The organism is Thiomicrospira microaerophila, from assembly GCF_023278225.1.
In the GTDB taxonomy this organism is placed as follows: domain Bacteria; phylum Pseudomonadota; class Gammaproteobacteria; order Thiomicrospirales; family Thiomicrospiraceae; genus Thiomicrospira; species Thiomicrospira microaerophila_A.
This window is the reverse complement of record NZ_CP070959.1, coordinates 1,351,529-1,370,961: the sequence shown is the minus strand read 5'-3', so window position 1 is coordinate 1,370,961 and position 19,433 is coordinate 1,351,529. Positions and strand designations below refer to the sequence as shown.

Annotated in this window: 21 protein-coding genes; 19 read left to right on the top strand and 2 right to left on the bottom strand. The window is 41.5% G+C overall.

What is annotated here, in order from left to right; genetic code table 11:
* Positions 1-5 precede the first annotated feature (5 nt).
* The gene (gene map, locus JX580_RS06700) at positions 6-782 is read right to left on the bottom strand and encodes a type I methionyl aminopeptidase (RefSeq protein ID WP_248849781.1); all 777 of its coding nucleotides are present in this window, start codon (positions 780-782) and stop codon (positions 6-8) included.
* 284 nt (positions 783-1,066) lie between these two features.
* Between map and rpsB the strand changes: the two genes are divergently transcribed.
* From rpsB to JX580_RS06605, 19 genes are all read left to right on the top strand, one after another.
* Positions 1,067-1,810, top strand: coding sequence for a 30S ribosomal protein S2 (gene rpsB, locus JX580_RS06695; RefSeq protein ID WP_248849780.1), 744 nt, complete (start codon positions 1,067-1,069; stop codon positions 1,808-1,810).
* 84 nt (positions 1,811-1,894) lie between these two features.
* A complete protein-coding gene (tsf, locus tag JX580_RS06690; protein ID WP_248849779.1) occupies positions 1,895-2,782 on the top strand; it encodes a translation elongation factor Ts in 888 nt (295 codons plus the stop codon).
* 126 nt (positions 2,783-2,908) lie between these two features.
* Entirely contained in the window at positions 2,909-3,631 is a 723-nt protein-coding gene (gene pyrH, locus JX580_RS06685) for a UMP kinase (protein ID WP_283103573.1), read from the top strand.
* On the top strand, positions 3,631-4,188 hold the full coding sequence (gene frr / locus JX580_RS06680; protein ID WP_248849778.1) for a ribosome recycling factor: 558 nt from the start codon (positions 3,631-3,633) through the stop codon (positions 4,186-4,188). Before pyrH ends, frr begins: the two co-directional genes overlap by 1 nt.
* A gap of 130 nt (positions 4,189-4,318) precedes the next feature.
* Positions 4,319-5,053: an isoprenyl transferase gene (locus JX580_RS06675; protein ID WP_283103572.1), complete on the top strand. Its 735-nt coding sequence runs from the start codon at positions 4,319-4,321 to the stop codon at positions 5,051-5,053.
* Positions 5,047-5,850 carry a phosphatidate cytidylyltransferase gene (locus JX580_RS06670; RefSeq protein WP_248849777.1) on the top strand — a complete coding sequence of 268 codons (804 nt, stop codon included), beginning with the start codon at positions 5,047-5,049 and terminating at the stop codon, positions 5,848-5,850. The genes JX580_RS06675 and JX580_RS06670 overlap by 7 nt, the downstream gene beginning before the upstream one ends.
* Positions 5,851-5,864: 14 nt before the next feature.
* Entirely contained in the window at positions 5,865-7,268 is a 1,404-nt protein-coding gene (gene rseP, locus JX580_RS06665; protein ID WP_248849776.1) for an RIP metalloprotease RseP, read from the top strand.
* A gap of 1 nt (position 7,269) precedes the next feature.
* Positions 7,270-9,549 (top strand): outer membrane protein assembly factor BamA, encoded by a 2,280-nt coding sequence (gene bamA / locus JX580_RS06660; protein ID WP_248849775.1) that lies wholly within the window; start codon positions 7,270-7,272, stop codon positions 9,547-9,549.
* A gap of 65 nt (positions 9,550-9,614) precedes the next feature.
* Positions 9,615-10,151: an OmpH family outer membrane protein gene (locus JX580_RS06655; protein WP_248849774.1), complete on the top strand. Its 537-nt coding sequence runs from the start codon at positions 9,615-9,617 to the stop codon at positions 10,149-10,151.
* Between the two features lie 24 nt (positions 10,152-10,175).
* Positions 10,176-11,219 (top strand): UDP-3-O-(3-hydroxymyristoyl)glucosamine N-acyltransferase, encoded by a 1,044-nt coding sequence (gene lpxD / locus JX580_RS06650; RefSeq protein ID WP_248849773.1) that lies wholly within the window; start codon positions 10,176-10,178, stop codon positions 11,217-11,219.
* An 81-nt stretch (positions 11,220-11,300) separates the two neighbouring features.
* A complete protein-coding gene (gene fabZ, locus JX580_RS06645; protein WP_248849772.1) occupies positions 11,301-11,738 on the top strand; it encodes a 3-hydroxyacyl-ACP dehydratase FabZ in 438 nt (145 codons plus the stop codon).
* A 4-nt stretch (positions 11,739-11,742) separates the two neighbouring features.
* Entirely contained in the window at positions 11,743-12,513 is a 771-nt protein-coding gene (gene lpxA / locus JX580_RS06640) for an acyl-ACP--UDP-N-acetylglucosamine O-acyltransferase (RefSeq protein WP_248849771.1), read from the top strand.
* Between the two features lie 6 nt (positions 12,514-12,519).
* Positions 12,520-13,716, top strand: coding sequence for a lipid-A-disaccharide synthase (gene lpxB, locus JX580_RS06635; RefSeq protein WP_248849770.1), 1,197 nt, complete (start codon positions 12,520-12,522; stop codon positions 13,714-13,716).
* Positions 13,703-14,317 (top strand): ribonuclease HII, encoded by a 615-nt coding sequence (rnhB, locus tag JX580_RS06630; RefSeq protein WP_248849769.1) that lies wholly within the window; start codon positions 13,703-13,705, stop codon positions 14,315-14,317. Before lpxB ends, rnhB begins: the two co-directional genes overlap by 14 nt.
* Positions 14,318-14,505: 188 nt before the next feature.
* Positions 14,506-14,934 (top strand): RNA polymerase-binding protein DksA, encoded by a 429-nt coding sequence (dksA, locus tag JX580_RS06625; protein WP_248849768.1) that lies wholly within the window; start codon positions 14,506-14,508, stop codon positions 14,932-14,934.
* Positions 14,935-14,956: 22 nt separating this feature from the next.
* Positions 14,957-15,835: a tRNA glutamyl-Q(34) synthetase GluQRS gene (gluQRS, locus tag JX580_RS06620; RefSeq protein WP_248849767.1), complete on the top strand. Its 879-nt coding sequence runs from the start codon at positions 14,957-14,959 to the stop codon at positions 15,833-15,835.
* Positions 15,832-17,421, top strand: a complete 1,590-nt coding sequence (locus tag JX580_RS06615) for an AAA family ATPase (RefSeq protein WP_248849766.1) — start codon at positions 15,832-15,834, stop codon at positions 17,419-17,421. The genes gluQRS and JX580_RS06615 overlap by 4 nt, the downstream gene beginning before the upstream one ends.
* 39 nt (positions 17,422-17,460) lie before the next feature.
* The gene (locus JX580_RS06610) at positions 17,461-18,039 is read left to right on the top strand and encodes a hypothetical protein (RefSeq protein WP_248849765.1); all 579 of its coding nucleotides are present in this window, start codon (positions 17,461-17,463) and stop codon (positions 18,037-18,039) included.
* A gap of 62 nt (positions 18,040-18,101) precedes the next feature.
* Positions 18,102-18,320: a hypothetical protein gene (locus JX580_RS06605; protein WP_248849764.1), complete on the top strand. Its 219-nt coding sequence runs from the start codon at positions 18,102-18,104 to the stop codon at positions 18,318-18,320.
* Positions 18,321-18,376: 56 nt separating this feature from the next.
* Here JX580_RS06605 and sppA read toward each other — a convergent pair whose 3' ends face one another.
* On the bottom strand, positions 18,377-19,363 hold the full coding sequence (gene sppA / locus JX580_RS06600) for a signal peptide peptidase SppA (RefSeq protein ID WP_248849763.1): 987 nt from the start codon (positions 19,361-19,363) through the stop codon (positions 18,377-18,379).
* Positions 19,364-19,433 lie beyond the last annotated feature (70 nt).

The window sequence follows — 19,433 nt, the reverse complement described above, 5'->3', positions numbered from 1 at the left end:
TTCCTTTAAAAAAGAGGGGTTTCACCAGGTCTAAGAGTGAATATTTCGTAACCGGTTTTAGTCACTGCTAGCGTATGTTCCCATTGGGCAGATAGGCTTCGGTCTTTGGTAACAACCGTCCAATTGTCACCCAGTAATTTCACATCCGATTTGCCGAGATTAATCATGGGTTCAATGGTAAAGGTCATGCCAGGTTTTAAGATAATGTCTTTAAGTTCCTTGGAAGCATAGTGCAGTACTTGAGGCTCTTCGTGGAAGTCTTGGCCTATACCATGTCCGCAGTATTCATGTACCACTGAGCAGTGATGGGCGTGTGCGTGGTTTTCAATCGCCAGCGCAACTTCAAACAATGATGCACCGGGTTTAACTTCGGCAATGCCTTTCCACAAGCACTCATAGGCAACCTTGCAGAGTCTGGCAGCAAATGGCTTAACTTCTCCAACTTCAAACATTCGGCTGGTGTCACCATGAAAGCCATCTTTAATGACGGTGACATCAATGTTAATGATGTCACCTTTTTTTAGTTTTTTATCATTCGGGATCCCGTGGCAAACAACCTGATTTATTGAGGTGCAGATTGATTTTGGAAAACCACGATAATTAAGTGTAGCAGGGACGGTGCCTTGTACTTTTGTCATGTGATCATGCGCTAGCTGGTTTAGTTCTTCTGTAGTGACGCCAGGTTTAACTAGCGGGGTTAACATATCCAAAACCTCAGAGGCCAGCTGACCTGCGATACGCATTTTTTCAAGTTGAGTGGGGGATTTTAAAATAATAGTCATAGGTCAAAAATAGTAAATCTTAAAATCTAAAGTCTAACAGAATTTGGTCAAACACAAAATTTTTACAAGAGTAAAAAAACTTTATTCGGTTGCCTGCGTTCGGTTGCTTGTTTGTTTGACTGCTTTATGGTATAAATGCGCCGCTTGTTAAACTAAGCAAGTTATTTCATATTATTAAATCACACGTTTATCGAAACCTGAAACGGGGTGCCGGTCTGGTGAAGATCAGGTCTGGTTCGTTTGAGATGGGTAAACGGAGGCCTAACCCAAAATTGGAGAAAAACATGGCAAAAGTTACTATGCGTCAAATGCTTGAAGCAGGTTGTCACTTCGGACACCAAACACGTTACTGGAACCCGAAAATGGGTCAATATATCTTTGGCGCACGCAATAAAATTCATATCATTAACTTGGAAAAAACGCTTCCTATGTTTAACGATGCTTTGAATTTCGCTGGTTCTGTTGTGGCTAACAAGGGTAAAGTGTTGTTTGTTGGAACTAAGCGTGCAGCGCGTGATATTGTTGCGCAAGAAGCAAAACGTTGTGGCATGCCTTACGTTAACCACCGTTGGTTGGGTGGTATGATGACTAACTTTAAAACGATCAAACAGTCTATTAAGCGTTTGAAAGAACTTGAAGCCATGTCACAAGATGGAACATTTGAAAAAATCACTAAGCGTGAAGCATTAACTTTAACGCGTGAGCATGAAAAGTTAGAGTTATCTTTGGGCGGTATCAAAGATATGCGTGCTATGCCAGATGCGATTTTTGTTATTGATACGGGTAATGAAGATATTGCTATTCTTGAAGCGAAGAAGCTAGGTATTCCTGTTATCGGTGTAGTGGATACTAATAACTCACCGGATGGTGTGGATTATATTATCCCTGGTAACGATGATGCGATTCGTGCTGTTAAGCTTTACCTTGAATCTATGGCTGACGCTATCATTGAAGCTAAAGCAAGTGTAACAACGGGTGTAGCAGACGAGTTTGTTGAAGCAGCAGAAGAAACAGCTCAAACCGCCTAAAGCGGAATTTTGTATGCTACCAGGCCTGGGAAACCAGGCCTGGTTGTTTCTATTCTAATGAATTTAAAAACTAAGGATCAAAATATGTCAGTTACAGCGGCTATGGTTAAAGAATTGCGCGAAAGAACAGGCGCAGGCATGATGGATTGCAAAAAAGCCTTGAATGAAACTCAGGGGGATATTGACGCGGCCATTGAGTTTTTACGAGTCAAGGGTATGGCCGGTGCGGACAAGAAGGCCGGTCGCGTTGCAGCGGAAGGTGTGATTGCGATCGCTATTTCTGGTGACAAGAAGAGAGCTGCTATTGTTGAAGTTAACTGTGAAACTGACTTTGTTGCTAAGGGCGATGAGTTTAAAGGTTTTGCTGATGAAGTAGCGCAGGTTGTTTTGAGTAATGGCTTTACCAGTCTTGAAGACCTAGAAAAACAAACTATGGCTTCTGGAAAGACGATTGATGAAACTCGTCGTGCATTAGTCGCTAAGATTGGTGAAAACATGCAAGTTCGTCGTGTTGAAATGGTTGAAACCGATAACGGTGAAATTGGTAGCTATCAGCACGGTGAGAAAATTGGTGTTGTTGTCGCGATGAGCAATGGTGATGAAACCTTAATCCGTGATGTGGCAATGCATGTTGCTGCTACTAAGCCTCAGGCGATTTCTTCGGCAGATGTTGATCCTGCTATTCTTGAAAAAGAGCGCAATGTTTTAACGGATCAGGCAAAAGAAAGTGGTAAGCCGATGGAAATCATTGAGAAAATGATTGAAGGTCGCATTCGTAAGTTTTTGGAAGAAATTACCTTGTTAGGTCAGCCTTTTGTTAAGGATCCTGATCAAACAGTCGAAAAATTACTTAAGTCTCAAAATGCGGTTGTTTCTCGCTTTATCCGTTTAGAAGTGGGTGAGGGGATTGAAAAAGAAGTATTGAACTTTGCTGACGAGGTTGCAGCAGCAGCTAAAGCGGCTCAAGGTTAATCTTTGTTGCTGGGTGCCACAGGATTCAATTAATCCTGTGCGCCCTATTTTTATTGATTTATGCAAGTTTTTACCGATAGGGTAACGGTGTTAATTTATCGGTAAAAACTTGAAAAAGAGGTTGTAGTGGAATTGAAATACAAGCGCATTTTATTGAAGTTCAGTGGTGAAGTATTAATGGGTAACGCGGGCTTTGGTTGGGACATGTCCGTTTTAACTCAGGTTGCTGAGCAGGTAAAATCGATACGTGCTTTAGGTGTTGAGGTTGCCATTGTGGTTGGCGGCGGAAATGTATTTCGTGGTGCTCAAGTTCAGTCCGATATGATTCAGCGCAGTACAGCCGATCAAATGGGGATGATGGCAACGATTATGAATGCGATCGCTTTACGTGATGTATTTGAAAGTCATCAGCTTGTCAGCCGTGTAATGAGTGCGCAAGCTGTTCCGAGTGTTTCGGAAGGCTTTAGTGCCAATCTAGCTCAAAAAAGTCTTGCCTTAGGTGAAGTAGTTATTTTTGCCGGAGGCACAGGCAATCCTTTTTTCACCACTGACACTGCAGCGGCATTGCGAGGTATTGAGGTTAAAGCCGATGTGGTTTTAAAGGCAACCAAGGTGGACGGTATTTATAATGCGGACCCGTTTAAAGACCCAACAGCCACTCGCTATTCTAGATTAAGTTATACCCAGGTAATTCAGCAGAATCTACAGGTTATGGATTTGGCTGCATTTGCTTTGTGCCGTGATCATGCTATGCCGATTCGTGTTTTTGATATGTTAAAGCAAGGTGCTATAGAAAGAATTTTGCAGGGTGAGGATGAAGGAACCCTCGTTACGATAGGAGAAGAATAATGCTACAAGATATTCGTGAAGATGCAAAACAACGTATGCAAAAAAGTGTGGAAACACTTGATGCAAATTTTGCCAAAATTCGTACAGGACGCGCGCATCCAAGTATTTTGGATAGTGTTAGAGTTGATTATTATGGTTCCGAAGTACCTGTTAGCCAGGTCGCGAATGTTAATGTTGAGGATGCACGCACCCTGACAGTTCAACCTTGGGAATCTAATATGCTACAAAAAATTGAGAAGGCAATCATGATGTCTGATCTAGGTATTAACCCTGTTACTACTGGCAATATGATGCGTATTCCAATGCCTATGTTGACCGAAGAGCGCCGTAAAGAGTTTGCTAAGTTAGCACGCTCGGAAGCCGAAAATGCACGTGTTGCTGTTCGAAATATACGTCGTGACGCCAATGGTGATGTTAAATCTTTGTTGAAAGACAAAGAGATCACTGAAGATGAAGCAAGGCGTTCGGACGATGAAATCCAAAAGCTAACCGATCAGTTTGTTGGTCAAATTGATAAGATGTTGGCTGAAAAAGAAGCTTCTTTATTAGAAATTTAATTCGATATTTGCCTGTGTTTACGGCATAATCTTAATGTTATTCATTTGATAACGGTCCTTTAGGGCCGTTATTTTTATCGGGCATTCGAATATTTGTATCGAAAGTTATCAAAGTTCCATAGGGTATAATTTGTCAAGTTTAGATCTTACGCGTCCCATTCCACAGCATATTGGTATTATTATGGATGGCAATGGTCGTTGGGCCAAAAAGCGTTTTTTGCCAAGATATATCGGCCATCAAAAAGCACGCTCTTCTGTTAGGAAGGTAGTTGCTCATTCAGCAAAGCTTGGTGTTAAAGCACTTACACTCTACGCATTCAGTACCGAGAATTGGAAGCGCCCTGCCGATGAAGTCACTAAGTTGATGTCTTTGTTTTTGGATGCTTTACAACGTGAAGTTTCGAAATTGCATGAAAACAATGTTCGTTTGAGGGTAATTGGTGATCGAAGTGCGTTTTCTTTAGCCATACAAGAGCATATAAATGATGCTGAAGTTTTGACGAATAATAATACTGGATTGGCGTTAAATATTGCGGCTAATTATGGCGGACGCTGGGATATTGTCGAGGCTTGTAAGGCTTGGAAGGATGCACACCCTGAAGCTGATATCTCAGAACTTACGCCTGATGCAATTAGCCCCTTTCTTGCTTTAGCTGACCTGCCTGAGCCTGATTTAATGATTCGGACTGGCGGTGAACAGCGAATTAGCAATTTTATGATTTGGCAAATGGCCTATGCAGAATTTTATTTTACCGACCGTTTGTGGCCCGATTTTAATGAAAAAGATTTGGAGTTGGCGATGGTTTCTTACCAGCAGCGTGAAAGGCGATTTGGACGCACGAGCGAGCAGGTGGCGACATGTTAAGACAGCGTATTATTACAGCTTTCGTGTTGTTATTGGTTTCATTATTTGCGTTGTTTATGGCTCCTCCCTTACTTTGGCAGGGGCTAGTTGTGCTGGTCGTGGCTATTGCGGCTTGGGAGTGGACACAATTTGCTCGTCTTGAAAAGGTTGGATATAGGTTGAGTTTTGTAGCGCTGAGTGTTCTGCTGCTTTCCTTTGGTTTGTTTTATGGCGTATCTTCTTTCCTGGTTTTAATGGCTTTAATCCAGTTGGTGCTTGTTGTTTATGGTGTTACACGATTTCAGATTACGGCAGGCAAACCGCTTTTTTCGCAACCCCTTGTAAATTTGGCGGTGGGGTTGTTGTTTATGATTAGTTTTGGTATGGCGCTTGTTTGGCTTAGAGATATTCATTCAGTTTGGCTTCTTTTGTTAAGTTTAGCGATGATTTGGTTGGTCGATACTGGCGCTTATTTTAGTGGGCGCCGTTTTGGTAAACACAAACTTGCCCCGTATGTTAGCCCAGGGAAAACCTGGGAAGGTGTCATAGGTGGTGTGTTGCTTGCTATGTCGGTAGCCCTAATTACTTGGTTTGTGTTTGATATCAATTATCAGCCAGGTCTGGTCGTTTATGTATTAGGTTTGTCTTTGATTGCTGGGCTTTCTGTCTATGGTGATCTGTTTGAAAGTTTAATGAAGCGGCAGGTAGGCTTAAAAGATAGTGGTAAAATCTTACCGGGACATGGTGGCGTTTTAGATCGAATTGACAGTTTGCTTCTGGCTCTACCCTTGTATTGGATCTTCTGGGCTTTTGCATAGGACTTAATGGCACGATGAGTTTTTTTTGGGCATTAATTGGCTTTGCAATTTTAATTGGTGTACTGGTTACAATCCACGAGTGGGGGCATTTTGCCGTTGCACGTTTGTTTAATGTGAAGGTTCTGCAGTTTTCAGTTGGTTTTGGCAAGCCGCTATATCGTTTTCAGCGGGGTGAAACAGAGTATCGCTTGGCAATGATTCCTCTAGGGGGTTATGTTAAGTTTTTAGATGAACGGGTCGAGCCGGTTGCTGAGTATGAGAAACACCGCTCATTTAATCAACAGTCAGTTTATAAGCGCTTCGCAATTGTGCTTGCTGGTCCGATGATTAATTTGCTTTTTGCTTGGTGGTTATTTGCGATTATCGGAATGATTGGCATACAAAGTACAAAACCTATTTTTCAACCTCCCCAACCCAATACTCCTTTATCTCAGGCTTTTAGTGAAGCCGGAATGGATGTCGTCCTGTCGAATCAGCAGGCCTGGTGGTTACACAAAGTGAATGATCAACCCATATCCAGTTGGCAGCAGGTGCAGCAAATGATATTGCAGTCCTTGGTGCATGATCAGATGCATGTTGAGCTTGAGTTTACCGATTGGACCGAAGCAAGTGAACGTTTTTATAATGTCAATTTACCCTTAGCGACATTGGATATTAATGATCTTTCTACACCTTGGCTTTCCAGATTGGGTTTTGTGCCACAGGCCCCAAGGTTAGAGCCTATTATTGGGCAGTTGAGTTCTGGGTCAGCTGCTGAAATCGCAGGTCTTCGTTCGGGTGATAGGGTTGTAGAACTTGGTGGGATACAAATTGAAGATTGGGCTGACTTGGTTCAACAAGTACGACAACAACCTGATCTGACCCTAGAGCTTGTTTACGAGCGGGACAATGCTCGATTTAGCACGGACGTAAAATTGGAATCTGTTTCTCTTGAGAATGGTGATGTGATAGGGCGTCTTGGCGCTTCGGTTTTACCCCCCGATCAATTTGATTCACGCTACCTAATGACCGAGCGTTATGGCTTAGTTGATGCTGCTTACTATGGATGGCAGCAGACTGTCAGGTTATTTAACATGACAATAGCTATGTTTAAGAAAATGTTAACGGGTCAAGTCGGACTGCAACATTTATCTGGACCTATAAGTATTGCTGATTTTTCCGGTAAAGCCTTGCAGACCGGCTTAATCAGTTTTCTAAGCTTAATGGCGCTGTTGAGTTTAAGTTTAGGAATTCTTAATTTATTGCCCATTCCAATGCTTGATGGAGGGCATTTAATGTTTTATTTTTATGAAATGTTACGGGGTAAACCCGTTAGTGAACGTGTCGAAGAGGTTGCATATCGAATAGGTTTGGTTATGATAGCTGGTTTAACTGTTCTCGCTCTAAGTAACGATGTAATTAGAATAACAAATGGATAATATGTTTAAAAGCACTTTAAAGAAGCCAGTACTGGCATTGAGTTTAGCCTTTTTATCATCGAATATCTTAGCTGGTGAGTTTGTTATCAGTGAGATTTTGATAGAGGGCAATGAGCGTATTGGTTTTGAAACGGTGAATACCTATCTCCCTGTTAGTCTTGGCGAGCTTATGACGGCTGACAAGGAGCGTGCAAGTTTGCGTGCACTTTATAGGACAGGTTTTTTTAGCGATTTGGCACTCTATCGGGGTGACAATGGACAGTTGATTATTAAACTGGTTGAGAGGCCTTCGATTGCCGAGGTTGAAATTAAGGGTAATAAGCTAATAAAAACCGATGACCTCAAGCAAGCTTTGTTGTCCTTAGGTATCAGTCAGGGCAAGATGTTTAATAGTTTAGAAATGGACAGGGTGATTGTTGATTTAAAACGTCAATATCATAACCAAGGTTACTATGCTGCTGCGATTGATATCACTGCGGAATCACTTCCAAGAAATCGGGTTGCGATCAGTATTCAGGTAGATGAAGGAAAACCAGCCAGTATTGAACGTATTAGTTTGGTTGGCAACCAGGCTTTTAGTGATCAGCGTCTATTAGGGTTGCTTCAGTCAAAAGAGCATGTGATTATTGGTAGCGGTGATAAGTATGCTCGACCTAAGCTTCAGGCTGATTTAGAAACCTTACGCTCATTTTATATGGATCGTGGATTTGCTGAGTTTAATATTGATTCATCTCAAGTATCGCTTTCTACAGATAAAACGAAGGTGTTTATATCAATTAATATGACTGAAGGTCCTCAGTATAAACTTGATGAGATTCGTTTTTCCGGTCAGTTATTACTAACTGAAGAAGAGTTAAATAATTTAGCACAGTTAGAAAGTGGCCAGGTATTTTCAAGGTCTGAAATTATTAGGGCAATCAATGCGATTCGAGATAAACTCAGTGAAGCGGGTTATGCGTTCGCTGAAGTCGATCCAAGAACGATCATTAATGAAGAAACAAGATTGGTTAGTTTAGATTTTTATATTGAGCCGCGTAATCGTGTTTATGTTCGTAATATTGAAGTGGAAGGCAATACTCGAACCCGTGACTATGTTCTTCGCCGAGAAATGCGTCAGTTCGAAAGCGCACCTTACTCTTTGGCTGCGGTAAGACAATCGACTAGCCGCTTAAACCGTTTAGGTTATTTTTCAAGAGTTAATATTGATACTCGTCGCATATCTGAAGATGAAGTAGATCTTATTATTCAGGTTGAAGAGCAACCAACCGGTTCATTTACAGCTGGTATTGGTTATTCTCAATTGGACGGTGTTAGTTTTAACCTAGGAATCTCCGAGAAGAATTTTTTAGGAACGGGTAATGAAATGAACTTGACATTGAATTCAAGTTCTTCAATGCAATCGGCTGATTTGGGCTATACCAACCCTTATTTTACAGACAGTGGCGTGAGTTTAGGGCAGGGTATTTATTACAGTAAGATTAATGCGGCTAAATTAAATATTACCGACTACACCTTGGATAAATTAGGGGTTCGTGTTAATTTGGGATACCCAACCAGTGAATTGACACGTTTAAATTTTGGTTTACGCGCTGAGGCACAGACACTTAAATGTGTGACGGCTTTTGAAGCTTGTACCGACCACTTGGATAACTACAGCGCTGATAATGAATATTTATTATTTACTGCTGGTTGGCGTTACGATAGCCGCAATCAGTTTTATTTCCCGACCAAGGGGCAGTTAACCAGTATTTCATTGCAGGCTGTTGTACCTGGAACATCGGATATGACGTTTTATAAGGTGTTTTTAGATGAAAGCTGGTACACCCCCTTGTCGGAAAACTTTACATTGAAGTTAAATGGCTCTTTAGCTTATGGTTCGGGTTATGGTAAAGCAAAAACGCTACCATTTTTTGAAAGATTTTATGCTGGTGGGATAGGTTCTGTTAGAGGTTTCGATCCTAATTCGCTGGGTGGTTACTATACCGATGTGAACCGCCCTAAGGGTGCTGACGTCAGAACTTTAGCCGGCGCTGAAATAGTTTTCCCTATGCCATTAATTGAAGATTCTTCAAATTTACGTTTAAGTTGGTTCTTTGACGCTGGCTATGTTTTTGATGAATTGAAGGAAGTCTCTGTTTCTGATTTTAGATCAGCAACGGGTTTAGCTTTTTCTTGGTTAACCCCTGTAGGGCCTTTAGCATTTAGTTTCTCTCGCCCTGTTCATTATGAAAAAACCGACAGATTGCAGTCCTTTCAGTTTAGTTTAGGCATGCCATTTTAGGCATTGCTTTGCTAAACCGTGACTGAACAACATGTAATAATTATTTTTATCAAAGGATAAGATATATGAAATATTTAAACCAACTAGCGATAGGTTTGATGGCGCTGTTAACGGTTAATCTAGTAATGGCTAACACTGCTGTGAAAGTAGGCGTCGTGAATGTAGGGCTTTTACTTGAACAGTCTCCTCAAGCGCGATCAGCCAGTGGTGCACTTGAACGAGAGTTTTCGCCCCAGCAAAAAGAATTGGTAGATCTTAATAACGAGCTTGAGCAAAAGCAATCCAATCTTCGTCGTAATGCTTTAGCAATGAGTGAAGCACAGCAAGCGGCCGCTGAACGTGAAATTGCGATGTTAGCTCGAGAAATTCAACGTAAACGTAATGATATTCAAGAGTTACTGAATATCCGTCGTAATGAAGAATTAGCTAAATTACAAAACCAAGTGAATCTTGCTATTCAAGATATCGGTACGAGCCAAGGTTATGACTTAATTTTATATGAAGGTATTGCTTTTACTAACCCTCGCATCGATTTAACGCAGCCTGTGTTAGACCACTTAACCAAACAGTTTGAAAAGCAAGGCAATAACTTCAACCGTTAGTCATCTTTAAAAGGTTTAGTTACGATGGCATATACATTAAAGCAAATCGTTGAACAGCTTGCTGATCATGGCTTGGTTGCCACTATCCGGGGGGATGAGAATAGCTGTATAGAGCGGATTCAAGGTTTACTAAAAGCCCAGGCTGGTGAGTTAAGTTTTCTTTCTGATAAAAAATATTTGACTGGCTTAGCAAATACTAAGGCGACTGCGGTATTGCTTAAGCCAGAGTATGCTGAGCATTGTCCAACAGATGCTATTCTAGTTTCAAACCCCTATGCAGCTTATGCGTTGATTGCGCAAAAGCTTTATAGGGTTCAAACTGAATCAAGCATTGCCGCATCTGCAGTGATAGCAGCTTCAGCTCAGGTCGGCGCATCAGCGTCAATTGCTGCAAATGTTGTAATTGGTGAACAGGTTGTGATTGGTGAACAGGTTGTGATTGGTGCCGGATGCGTGGTGGAGTCGGGTGTTCACATTGGGCGCTCTACACGTTTAGCACCGAATGTAACGATTATGCATGATTGTGTGATAGGTGAAAACTGTATTGTTGAATCTGGTGCAGTTATAGGTGGTGACGGATTTGGCTGGGCTAAGCATCAAGGGCAATGGATTAAAATTCCACAAATAGGCCGTGTCATAATAGGTGATTCAGTATCAATTGGAAACAATACTACCATTGATCGCGGTGCGATTGAGGATACGATCATAGAAGATAATTGCATTATTGATAATCAGGTGCATATAGCGCACAACGTCAAAATTGGCGCTGGGACTGCAATAGCAGGTCAAGTCGGCTTTGCTGGCAGTGCAGTCGTTGGCAAAAACTGCACTTTTGCGGGACAGTCAGGCATGGTGGGTCATATTGAAATTGCAGACGGTGTTACGTTGATGGGTAGAGGAGTTATTACTCATTCCATTAATCAATCAGGCACTTATAGTGGTTTCCCTGCTGTACCTCTTTCTGAGTGGCAAAAAAATGCAATTTATACTAAAAACCTCGCTAAGTTTTCCGATAAAATAAAGCAAATTAACCAACGTTTAAAACAACTGGAAACTGCGGAAGACTAGTCGGTTTATATTGTGTCTTCTTAATTTAATGCCTTATTTTGACGGTAAAGCTAAATAAGCTAACAGATTTGGACTATCCTCATGTTAAATGTAAAAGATATTTTTGAATACCTGCCTCATCGCTATCCCTTTTTGTTAGTAGACCGAGTTACTGAGTTTGAGGCCGGAGTTTACCTAAAAGGCTATAAAAATGTGACGTTTAATGAACCTCAGTTTACTGGGCATTTTCCTAATAATCCTATTATGCCGGGCGTTATGATTATCGAAGCCATGGCACAGTGTACAGGGATTTTTGCCTTTAAAACTCAGGAGGTTAAACCTGATGGAAATACCATGTACTATTTGGCAGCGGTAGATAATTGTCGCTTCAGACAACCCGCTGTTCCAGGTGATCGATTAGATTTTGAGGTTAGAACGACCGGCAATAAACGAGGTATTTGGAAGTTTGAATGTGAAACGCGTATTGATGGCAAAATTATTGCGTCTGCCGATTTAATGTGTGCTGAGCGAAAGGTATAAAGCATTGATTCATCCTACTGCAATTATAGATTCTAATGCCAAGCTTGCTGAAGGTGTTCAAGTCGGTGCATATTGCGTTATTGGCGCGGATGTTGAAATCGATCAAGGTTGTATTCTTGAACCCCATGTAGTGATTTCTGGACCAACTAAAATTGGAAAAAACAATCACTTTTATCCATTTTGTTCTGTTGGCGCGGCACCTCAAGATAAAAAGTACCGCGATGAACCAACTGGTCTTGTTATTGGTAATGGCAATACTTTTCGTGAAAACGTAACACTTAACCGTGGTACAGTCCAGGATCGTGGTGAAACTACGATTGGAGATGATAACTGGGTTATGGCAGGCGTGCACATTGCACATGATTGTGTAGTGGGTAATCACACTATTTTTGCTAATGCGACTGCGTTAGCGGGTCATGTTATTGTTGAGGACTATGCCATTTTAGGTGGTTATACTTTGGTTCATCAATTTTGTTCGATTGGTGCGCATAGTTTTTGTGGTATGGGAAGCGTTGTTAACCAAGATGTCCCCAATTTTGTTGTAGTTTCGGGTAATTTAGCTCGACCTCGAGGCGTTAATCTTGAGGGATTAAAACGGCGTGGCTTTACATCTGAGCAGCTTGCTTTGGTAAAAAAAGCCTATCGAAGCTTATATCGAAAAGGGTTACGTCTTGAGCAAGCATTAGCTGAAATCAAATCATTCCAAGATGATAAATCCACACTGAATGGAATTATTCACTTTCTCCAAAATGCAGATCGTGGCATCGTTCGCTAGGCATTGATGGTTCATCAAGTAGATAACTCAGTATCACCGATTTTTGCTCTCGTTGCGGGTGAGCGTTCTGGTGATATACTCGGTGCCGATTTAATGCGTGGTTTGAAACGTCATTTCCCTGATGCTAGGTTCGTTGGTATTGGTGGTGAGCTGATGCAGGCTGAAGGTCTAGACTCTTGGTTTGAAATGGAACGCCTTTCCGTTATGGGGTTTTTCGAGGTTTTAAAACATTTGTCGTCACTGCTAAAATTGCGCAAGATGCTTATTGCTCGATTGTTAGAGTTAAAACCTGACGCATTTATTGGTATCGACGCCCCTGATTTTAATTTCTATGTAGAAAGACAACTTAAAAACGCTGGAATTAAAACGATTCATTATGTGGGTCCTTCGGTTTGGGCTTGGCGGCAAAATCGTTTGGTTAAGATTAAACAATCAGTAGATGGTATGCTGGTTCTATTTCCGTTTGAGCCTGAAATTTATCAGCGTTATCAAATTCCGGTGAGCTTTGTCGGTCACCCTTTAGCAAGTCAAGTCCCAGATAAGCCAGATAGATTAAAAGCAAGATTAAAACTTGGTCTTGATCCAGAAGTATGCTTAACAGGTTTACTGCCCGGTTCGAGAATGAACGAAATTGACAGAATGGCTGATATCTATGTTCAGACGGCTCAGTTAATACATGCTTCGCATCCTGAAATGTTATTTATTGTTCCTTGTGTTCATCTTCGTGCTCAAAGGCGTATTGAGCAAGCGATTGAGCATTATGGTAAGGGTTTAACAATCCATTTAATCGATCAGCAAGCTAGCGAGGTTATGGAAGCCTGTGATCAGTTATTAATTACCTCCGGCACTGCGACCTTGCAAGCCGCGTTAATGTTACGCCCGATGGTAATTTCAATTAAAGTGCATCCTATTTCTTATTGGATTATGAAGCGTTTAGCGCTGATACCTTGGGTTGGGTTGCCTAATATATTAGCTAACAAGCAAGTGGTTGATGAGTTAATTCAGGATGATGCATCACCGGATGCTTTATGTCATGCATTACTTAAACTCATCGATGATTCGAATGTTCGCCAGCAACAACTTTCACATTTTATTAATCAAAAACAGGCTTTGACCCAGCCAAGTGCTGAACTGGCAGCACAATCGGTAATAGGCTGGGCCGACTTGTCTTCGTCACTTTTAAAAACCGATGCAACAGGTTGATTTATTTAACCCTAGCGATCCAACACAATCGCGGATTGAGTTGGATCGGATTGTGGGAGTCGATGAAGTAGGGCGTGGTCCGTTGATCGGTGAGGTGGTCGCTGCAGCCGTTATCTTGCCAAAAAATTGTCAGTTGGAACTGAAAGATTCAAAAAAGTTAAGTCATTTAAAGCGCGTCGAACTTGCTGAGAGAATTAAGGAACAGGCTTTGGAGTACGCTATCATGGGCGTTTCTCCTGAACAGATTGATCAACTTAATATCCTTCAAGCCACTTTATTAGCAATGAAAAAGGCCGTCGAAAAATTGACGCAGCCTTTTGAAGAGGTTTGGGTAGATGGTAATCGTTGCCCTGATTTTAATTGTCCTTGCCAAGCGATTGTCAAGGGAGATGGCTTGGTTCTTTCAATTAGTGCCGCTTCAATATTAGCGAAAGTTTATCGTGACCAGCAAATGGAACTATTGCATCAACAATACCCGCTGTATGGATTTGATCAGCATAAAGGTTACCCAACAAAAGCTCATCTTGCTGCGATTGAAAAATACGGGTTAATTGAAGGTTACCGGAAAAGTTTTAGACCTATAAGTCAATTCTATGGTTAATTAAACGCTATTATAACCCTATGAATATTAATGAAATTGTGTTGGTTTTTACATTTTAACAGCCTATTTGAAGTTATCTTAATCTTGTGAACTAAAACAAAAACTGCTATAACATTCCGTTGATTTTAGAACCACCTTTTAAACGTGGGCTTAGATGAATAAAAATAATATTTGGTATGGAGAATTAGATGGAACAGTCAAGCACTTTTATTGAAGATTATCCTGCGTATGTTCCTCAGGAAGGTGAAGAGTATATGAGTCCGGGCATGAAAGAGCACTTCAAGTTAAAGCTTCTGGCCTGGAAAAAACAGTTGATGGCAGAAGCTGAGTCCACAGTGGTTCATCTTCGCTCTGACTCATCAACGCCTGCAGACCCTAATGATCGCGCTACGCAAGAAGAAGAGTTTGCGTTGGAATTAAGAACACGTGATCGCGAGCGAAAGTTGATTGCTAAGATTGACCAATCTCTTAAAGACATTGAGATAGGTGAGTATGGTTATTGTAAAATCAGTGGCGATGAAATTGGTTTAGCTCGTATGGAGGCAAGGCCTACTGCAACGCTTACTGTTGAAATGAAGCGTCAACAAGAAATTCGCGAAAAACAAGGTATTGCATAACTCGCTAAGCTTGAATAATTAAGTGCCTGGTTATGTAGGGCGCTTTGCGCCGACCCCTTCTGGTCCATTGCATTTTGGATCATTGATTGCCGCTTCCGCAAGTTTTTTGGATGCTAAATCTCATCGTGGTCAATGGCTGGTTAGAGTCGATGATATTGATACGCCACGTGTAGTGCCTGGTGCATCCAATCAAATTCTGGAGCAACTTGTTGATTATGGCTTTGAGTGGGATGGTGAGGTTGTTTATCAATCGGATCGACTGCAAAGCTATCATGCAGCTTTAGATTTGTTACGTTCAAAACACCTAACCTACGCCTGCTCATGCAGTCGTAAACAAGTGCTGCAGCGTTGTAATACAACGGTTTATGATGGATTTTGTCGACAAAAAAATCAGCGCTTTACAGCTCAGAATTCGGAACGTTTTAAACTTTCTGATGCCTGTCTTATGTTTGTTGATATCTTTCAAGGTCAACAGCAGCTTGATACTAAAGCAGAGTTAGGGGATTTTATTCTCAAGCGAAGTGATGGTTTTTTTGCCTATCATCTTGTCTGTGCGGTAGATGATTTAAATCAGGGTGTTACCCATGTTATTCGCGGTTATGACCTTATCCAGAGCACCTTTGCTCAAATCGAGCTGACCAAAGCCTTGTCTGGAGTTACGCTTCAATATGGTCATCACCCCCTGGTGTTTAACCCTCAAAAAATTAAGTATAGTAAATCTGCAAACAGTCCACCAATCACAAAGCAAAATCTGAAGGAAAATCTAATTCTAATGCTTAAGTTTCTGAATCAATCTCCGCCTGATGACTTGGCCGCTGCCGAGGTGGGTGAAATTTGGCAGTGGGCTATCCAGCATTGGCAGCGTGACAAGGTCGCTCGGTCTGAGGGTTTTCAACCATGACATGCTCTGCACTTCAAACTTGGCTGACTCAGCCGCAAAACTATCCCCATTTGGTTGAATCGGTTCATGTTATCGAAACCCATATTTCAGCCGTTTTTTTAACCGGGAATTGGGTTTATAAATTGAAAAAGCCGGTAAATTTTGGTTTTTTAGATTTTTCAACGCCCGGGCAGCGGGAAAAATTCTGTCAATTAGAATTAACTTTAAATCAGCGTACTGCGCCCCAAATTTATCATCAGGTGGTGACTGTTTATGGTAATCCGCCTGAAAATACACAATTTAGTTTTGTTGAGCAACCAGGCCTGGTTGCGGTCGATTATCTCGTCAAGATGCATCAATTTGATCCCAATTGTGTATTAAGTCGATATTTACAACATCACTCATTAACTGATCAGCAGGTCGATGATTTGGTGGTTGCGATAGCACAATTACATCAGATTGCTGAGCCGATTGAGCCAGGGAGTTTTTTAGGTTCGTCCGAGTGTGTTTTACAACCTATGACGGATAACTTTCCTTCGCTTTATGCTTTATTTGAAACAACAATGTCATCAAATCCAACGATAGATGTTGATCAAGTATTGACCCGTTTAAAGCAGCTTGAGTTATGGACCGTCAATCAGCACGCGCTTTTAACTCCACTCATTGACGCTCGTCAACAAAAGGGCCATGTCCGCGCGTGTCATGGTGATTTACATTTGGACAATATCACCCTTTATCAACAGAAACCCTTGTTGTTTGATGGGATTGAGTTTAACGATCAATTCCGTTGGATTGATACGCTGAGTGATTTGGCCTTTTTGTTAATTGATTTAGATTATCGACAGAAGCCGATGTTGGCAAAAACCATTCTGCACCGTTACTTACAACTAAACGGTGACTACGCAGGCCTGGTATTGCTGCGATTTTATCAGACCTATCGTGCGCTAGTGAGAGCTAAGATAACTGGGCTCCGTTATTTACAGCTCGATCCATTATCAAATGAAGCCAATGATTGTATGGTCAGTTTAATGCGGTATATTGACTTGGCGGAGTCTTACGCCTACTTGATGAACGAAACGCCAGTGCTTTATATTATGCAGGGTGTATCGGGATCGGGTAAAAGCTATTATGCGCAACAAATTCATCGGCAAACCGGTGCGCTGGTGGTCAGTTCAGATCGAGAGCGTAAGCGCTTGTTTGGAATTAATGTGTATCAACGAGTATCAGCGCAGCAGAAAAAAAATCTTTATAGTACGGTTATGAATCAGGCAACCTACGATCAGTTACACAAGGCTTGCCAATCAGCACTGCAAGCGGGTCTGAGTGTAGTAGCGGATGCAACCTTTTTAAAACAAAGCCACCGACAAAGATTTATTAAGCTTGCAGAGGATTTAAACTGCCAGTCACTTGTGGTTTCGATCCAGCCTAATCCTGCATTAGCCGAGTCATTTATCGCGAAGAGAATGGAGGAAAACAAAGACCCCTCGGATGCTGATGCGCTGGTTATGAAGCAGCAATTGAAGAGTTTTGAACCGCCTAATGAAGCTGAGCAGTATTGCGTGATTGAAATGAGATCCGAATTACCAAATCTTAAAGAATATCTGTAGCGGTCGATATAATAAGAACATATTTTAGGCTGGGGAAGCATGATGCGATCACGTTTATTATGGTTTTTATTGATGCTGTTGCCAATTCACAGTGCTTGCTTACAAGCCGAACCTCTTGATAAGGTCACATTTTTAGGATTGGATTTGTTTGAAGCAGATAAAGCCAGTGTTCGTCAACACCTCAATGATCTAGGCGGATTTCGTCAAGAACGTGCTACTTTTTCTCATCCTAACATGGATAAGTTTTTTCCGGTTTCACAGTTGAAAGATAGCTACTATATTGTGTTTAGATATGATGCAAATGGCCAAATTATTTCGGTCAAACGCTTATACCGTCGCAATGGCCTTCATTTGGTGAATCAATATCGTGATATCGGCACACAAGATATTGCCCGATTGATGCTAACTGAACTCGGGCAACCTCAGCAAACTCAAAGAAAAGGAAGAGAGGGTGGTTTGAGTTATCCCAGTTATACTTGGCAAAACGACCAATTAACGATTCGATTGGATCACAGAGGCAGTGATCCATTGCAACCTATTTTTATAGAATATATTTTAGCGCGTGACCCTTTTGTTAAAAAAGATGAAGAGACGCCCCATTTAGCTAATAGGCGATAATTTAGTTTTTGGTTATTGAGTAATGATCCTATAGAATAGAAATTATATTTTAAGGAGGGGTTATGATTTCTTCAGTTGCGATGACAAATGCCTACGCTGGCATGCAAACCGGTTTTAACAATTTGACTCAAACCAGTGCCAAATTAGCCAATCCTGATTATCCTGACAAAGCTCAAGCATTGGTACAGCATAAGATGGATGCCCAACTGGTTGAGGTGAATGCTAAGGCATTAAAGACAGCAGACGATATGATTGGGACGCTTTTAGATATAAAAGTCTGACATAGTTTTTGTGAGTCTATTGCAAGCCACAAATAAGCTTGCAATAGATAGTATTATTACTTCAATCCTGTCAAGGATTGGCTCAAGCGTAAAGCCGTTTCAGAAACTAAATCACCCATAATATGTTCAATAAATGATCTTTTTTGTTCATACTCTCGAATCCGTGTTAGTCCAATCTCATCACGGACAACACTCCCCAAATCACCCAGACCATCAATTAAGCCTATTTCTATTGCTTCGTCACCCAGCCAAACCAGGCCTGAAAATACGCCTTCAACCTCGTTTAAACGATCGCCACGACCACGACGAACTACTTCAATAAATTGTTGGTGAGTACGCTCTAAGATACGTTGTTGAAAGAACTTTTTTGCTTCTGGATCTTCAGCTCCAAACGGGTTAATAAAGCTTTTGTATTCTCCGGCGGTCATCGATCGATTTTCGATGCCGACCTTATCCATTAAATCAGTAAAACCAAAGCTATCAAAACGCACACCGATTGAGCCTATGATTGAGCCTTTATTGGCAAAAATTTTATCTGCCGCTGCCGCAATATAGTAACAGCCTGATGCACAGATATCCTCAGCAACCACATAAACCGGTTTGTCATGCAATGTTTTGAGTCTTGTTATTTCGTCATTAATTAATGCTGATTGAACGGGACTGCCTCCGGGGGAGTTCATATAGAGAACCACGGCTTTAGCACTTGAGGACTCGAACGCCTCCCGTAATAACGGATTGATTGCTTCCGCGCTGGTCCGTCCGCCTGCCATAATGGCACCGTTAATTTTAATCACTGCAGCATGGCTGACCCCGAGCGATTCCTTTTCATTTGAGCTAAAAAACCCGGCTAGCATGACTATTGAAACTAAAATGTAAATCACCACCATCGCTTTTAGCACATTAGTCCAACGACGTGACCAGCGTTCCTGTTTGACATAAGCATCGGCGGCATCGGCGAGACGATCCAGTGCGGCAGGCTGTTTTGGATTTTTGGCGGGGGCATCGACCATTTGGTTTTCGGTCCAAGGGTTGTATTGTTCCATTTAATGTTTCCTAAGGATTTATAATAGTGAGCACATTTTAACTGGTTTTAAAAATTGAATGTTGCAGGAA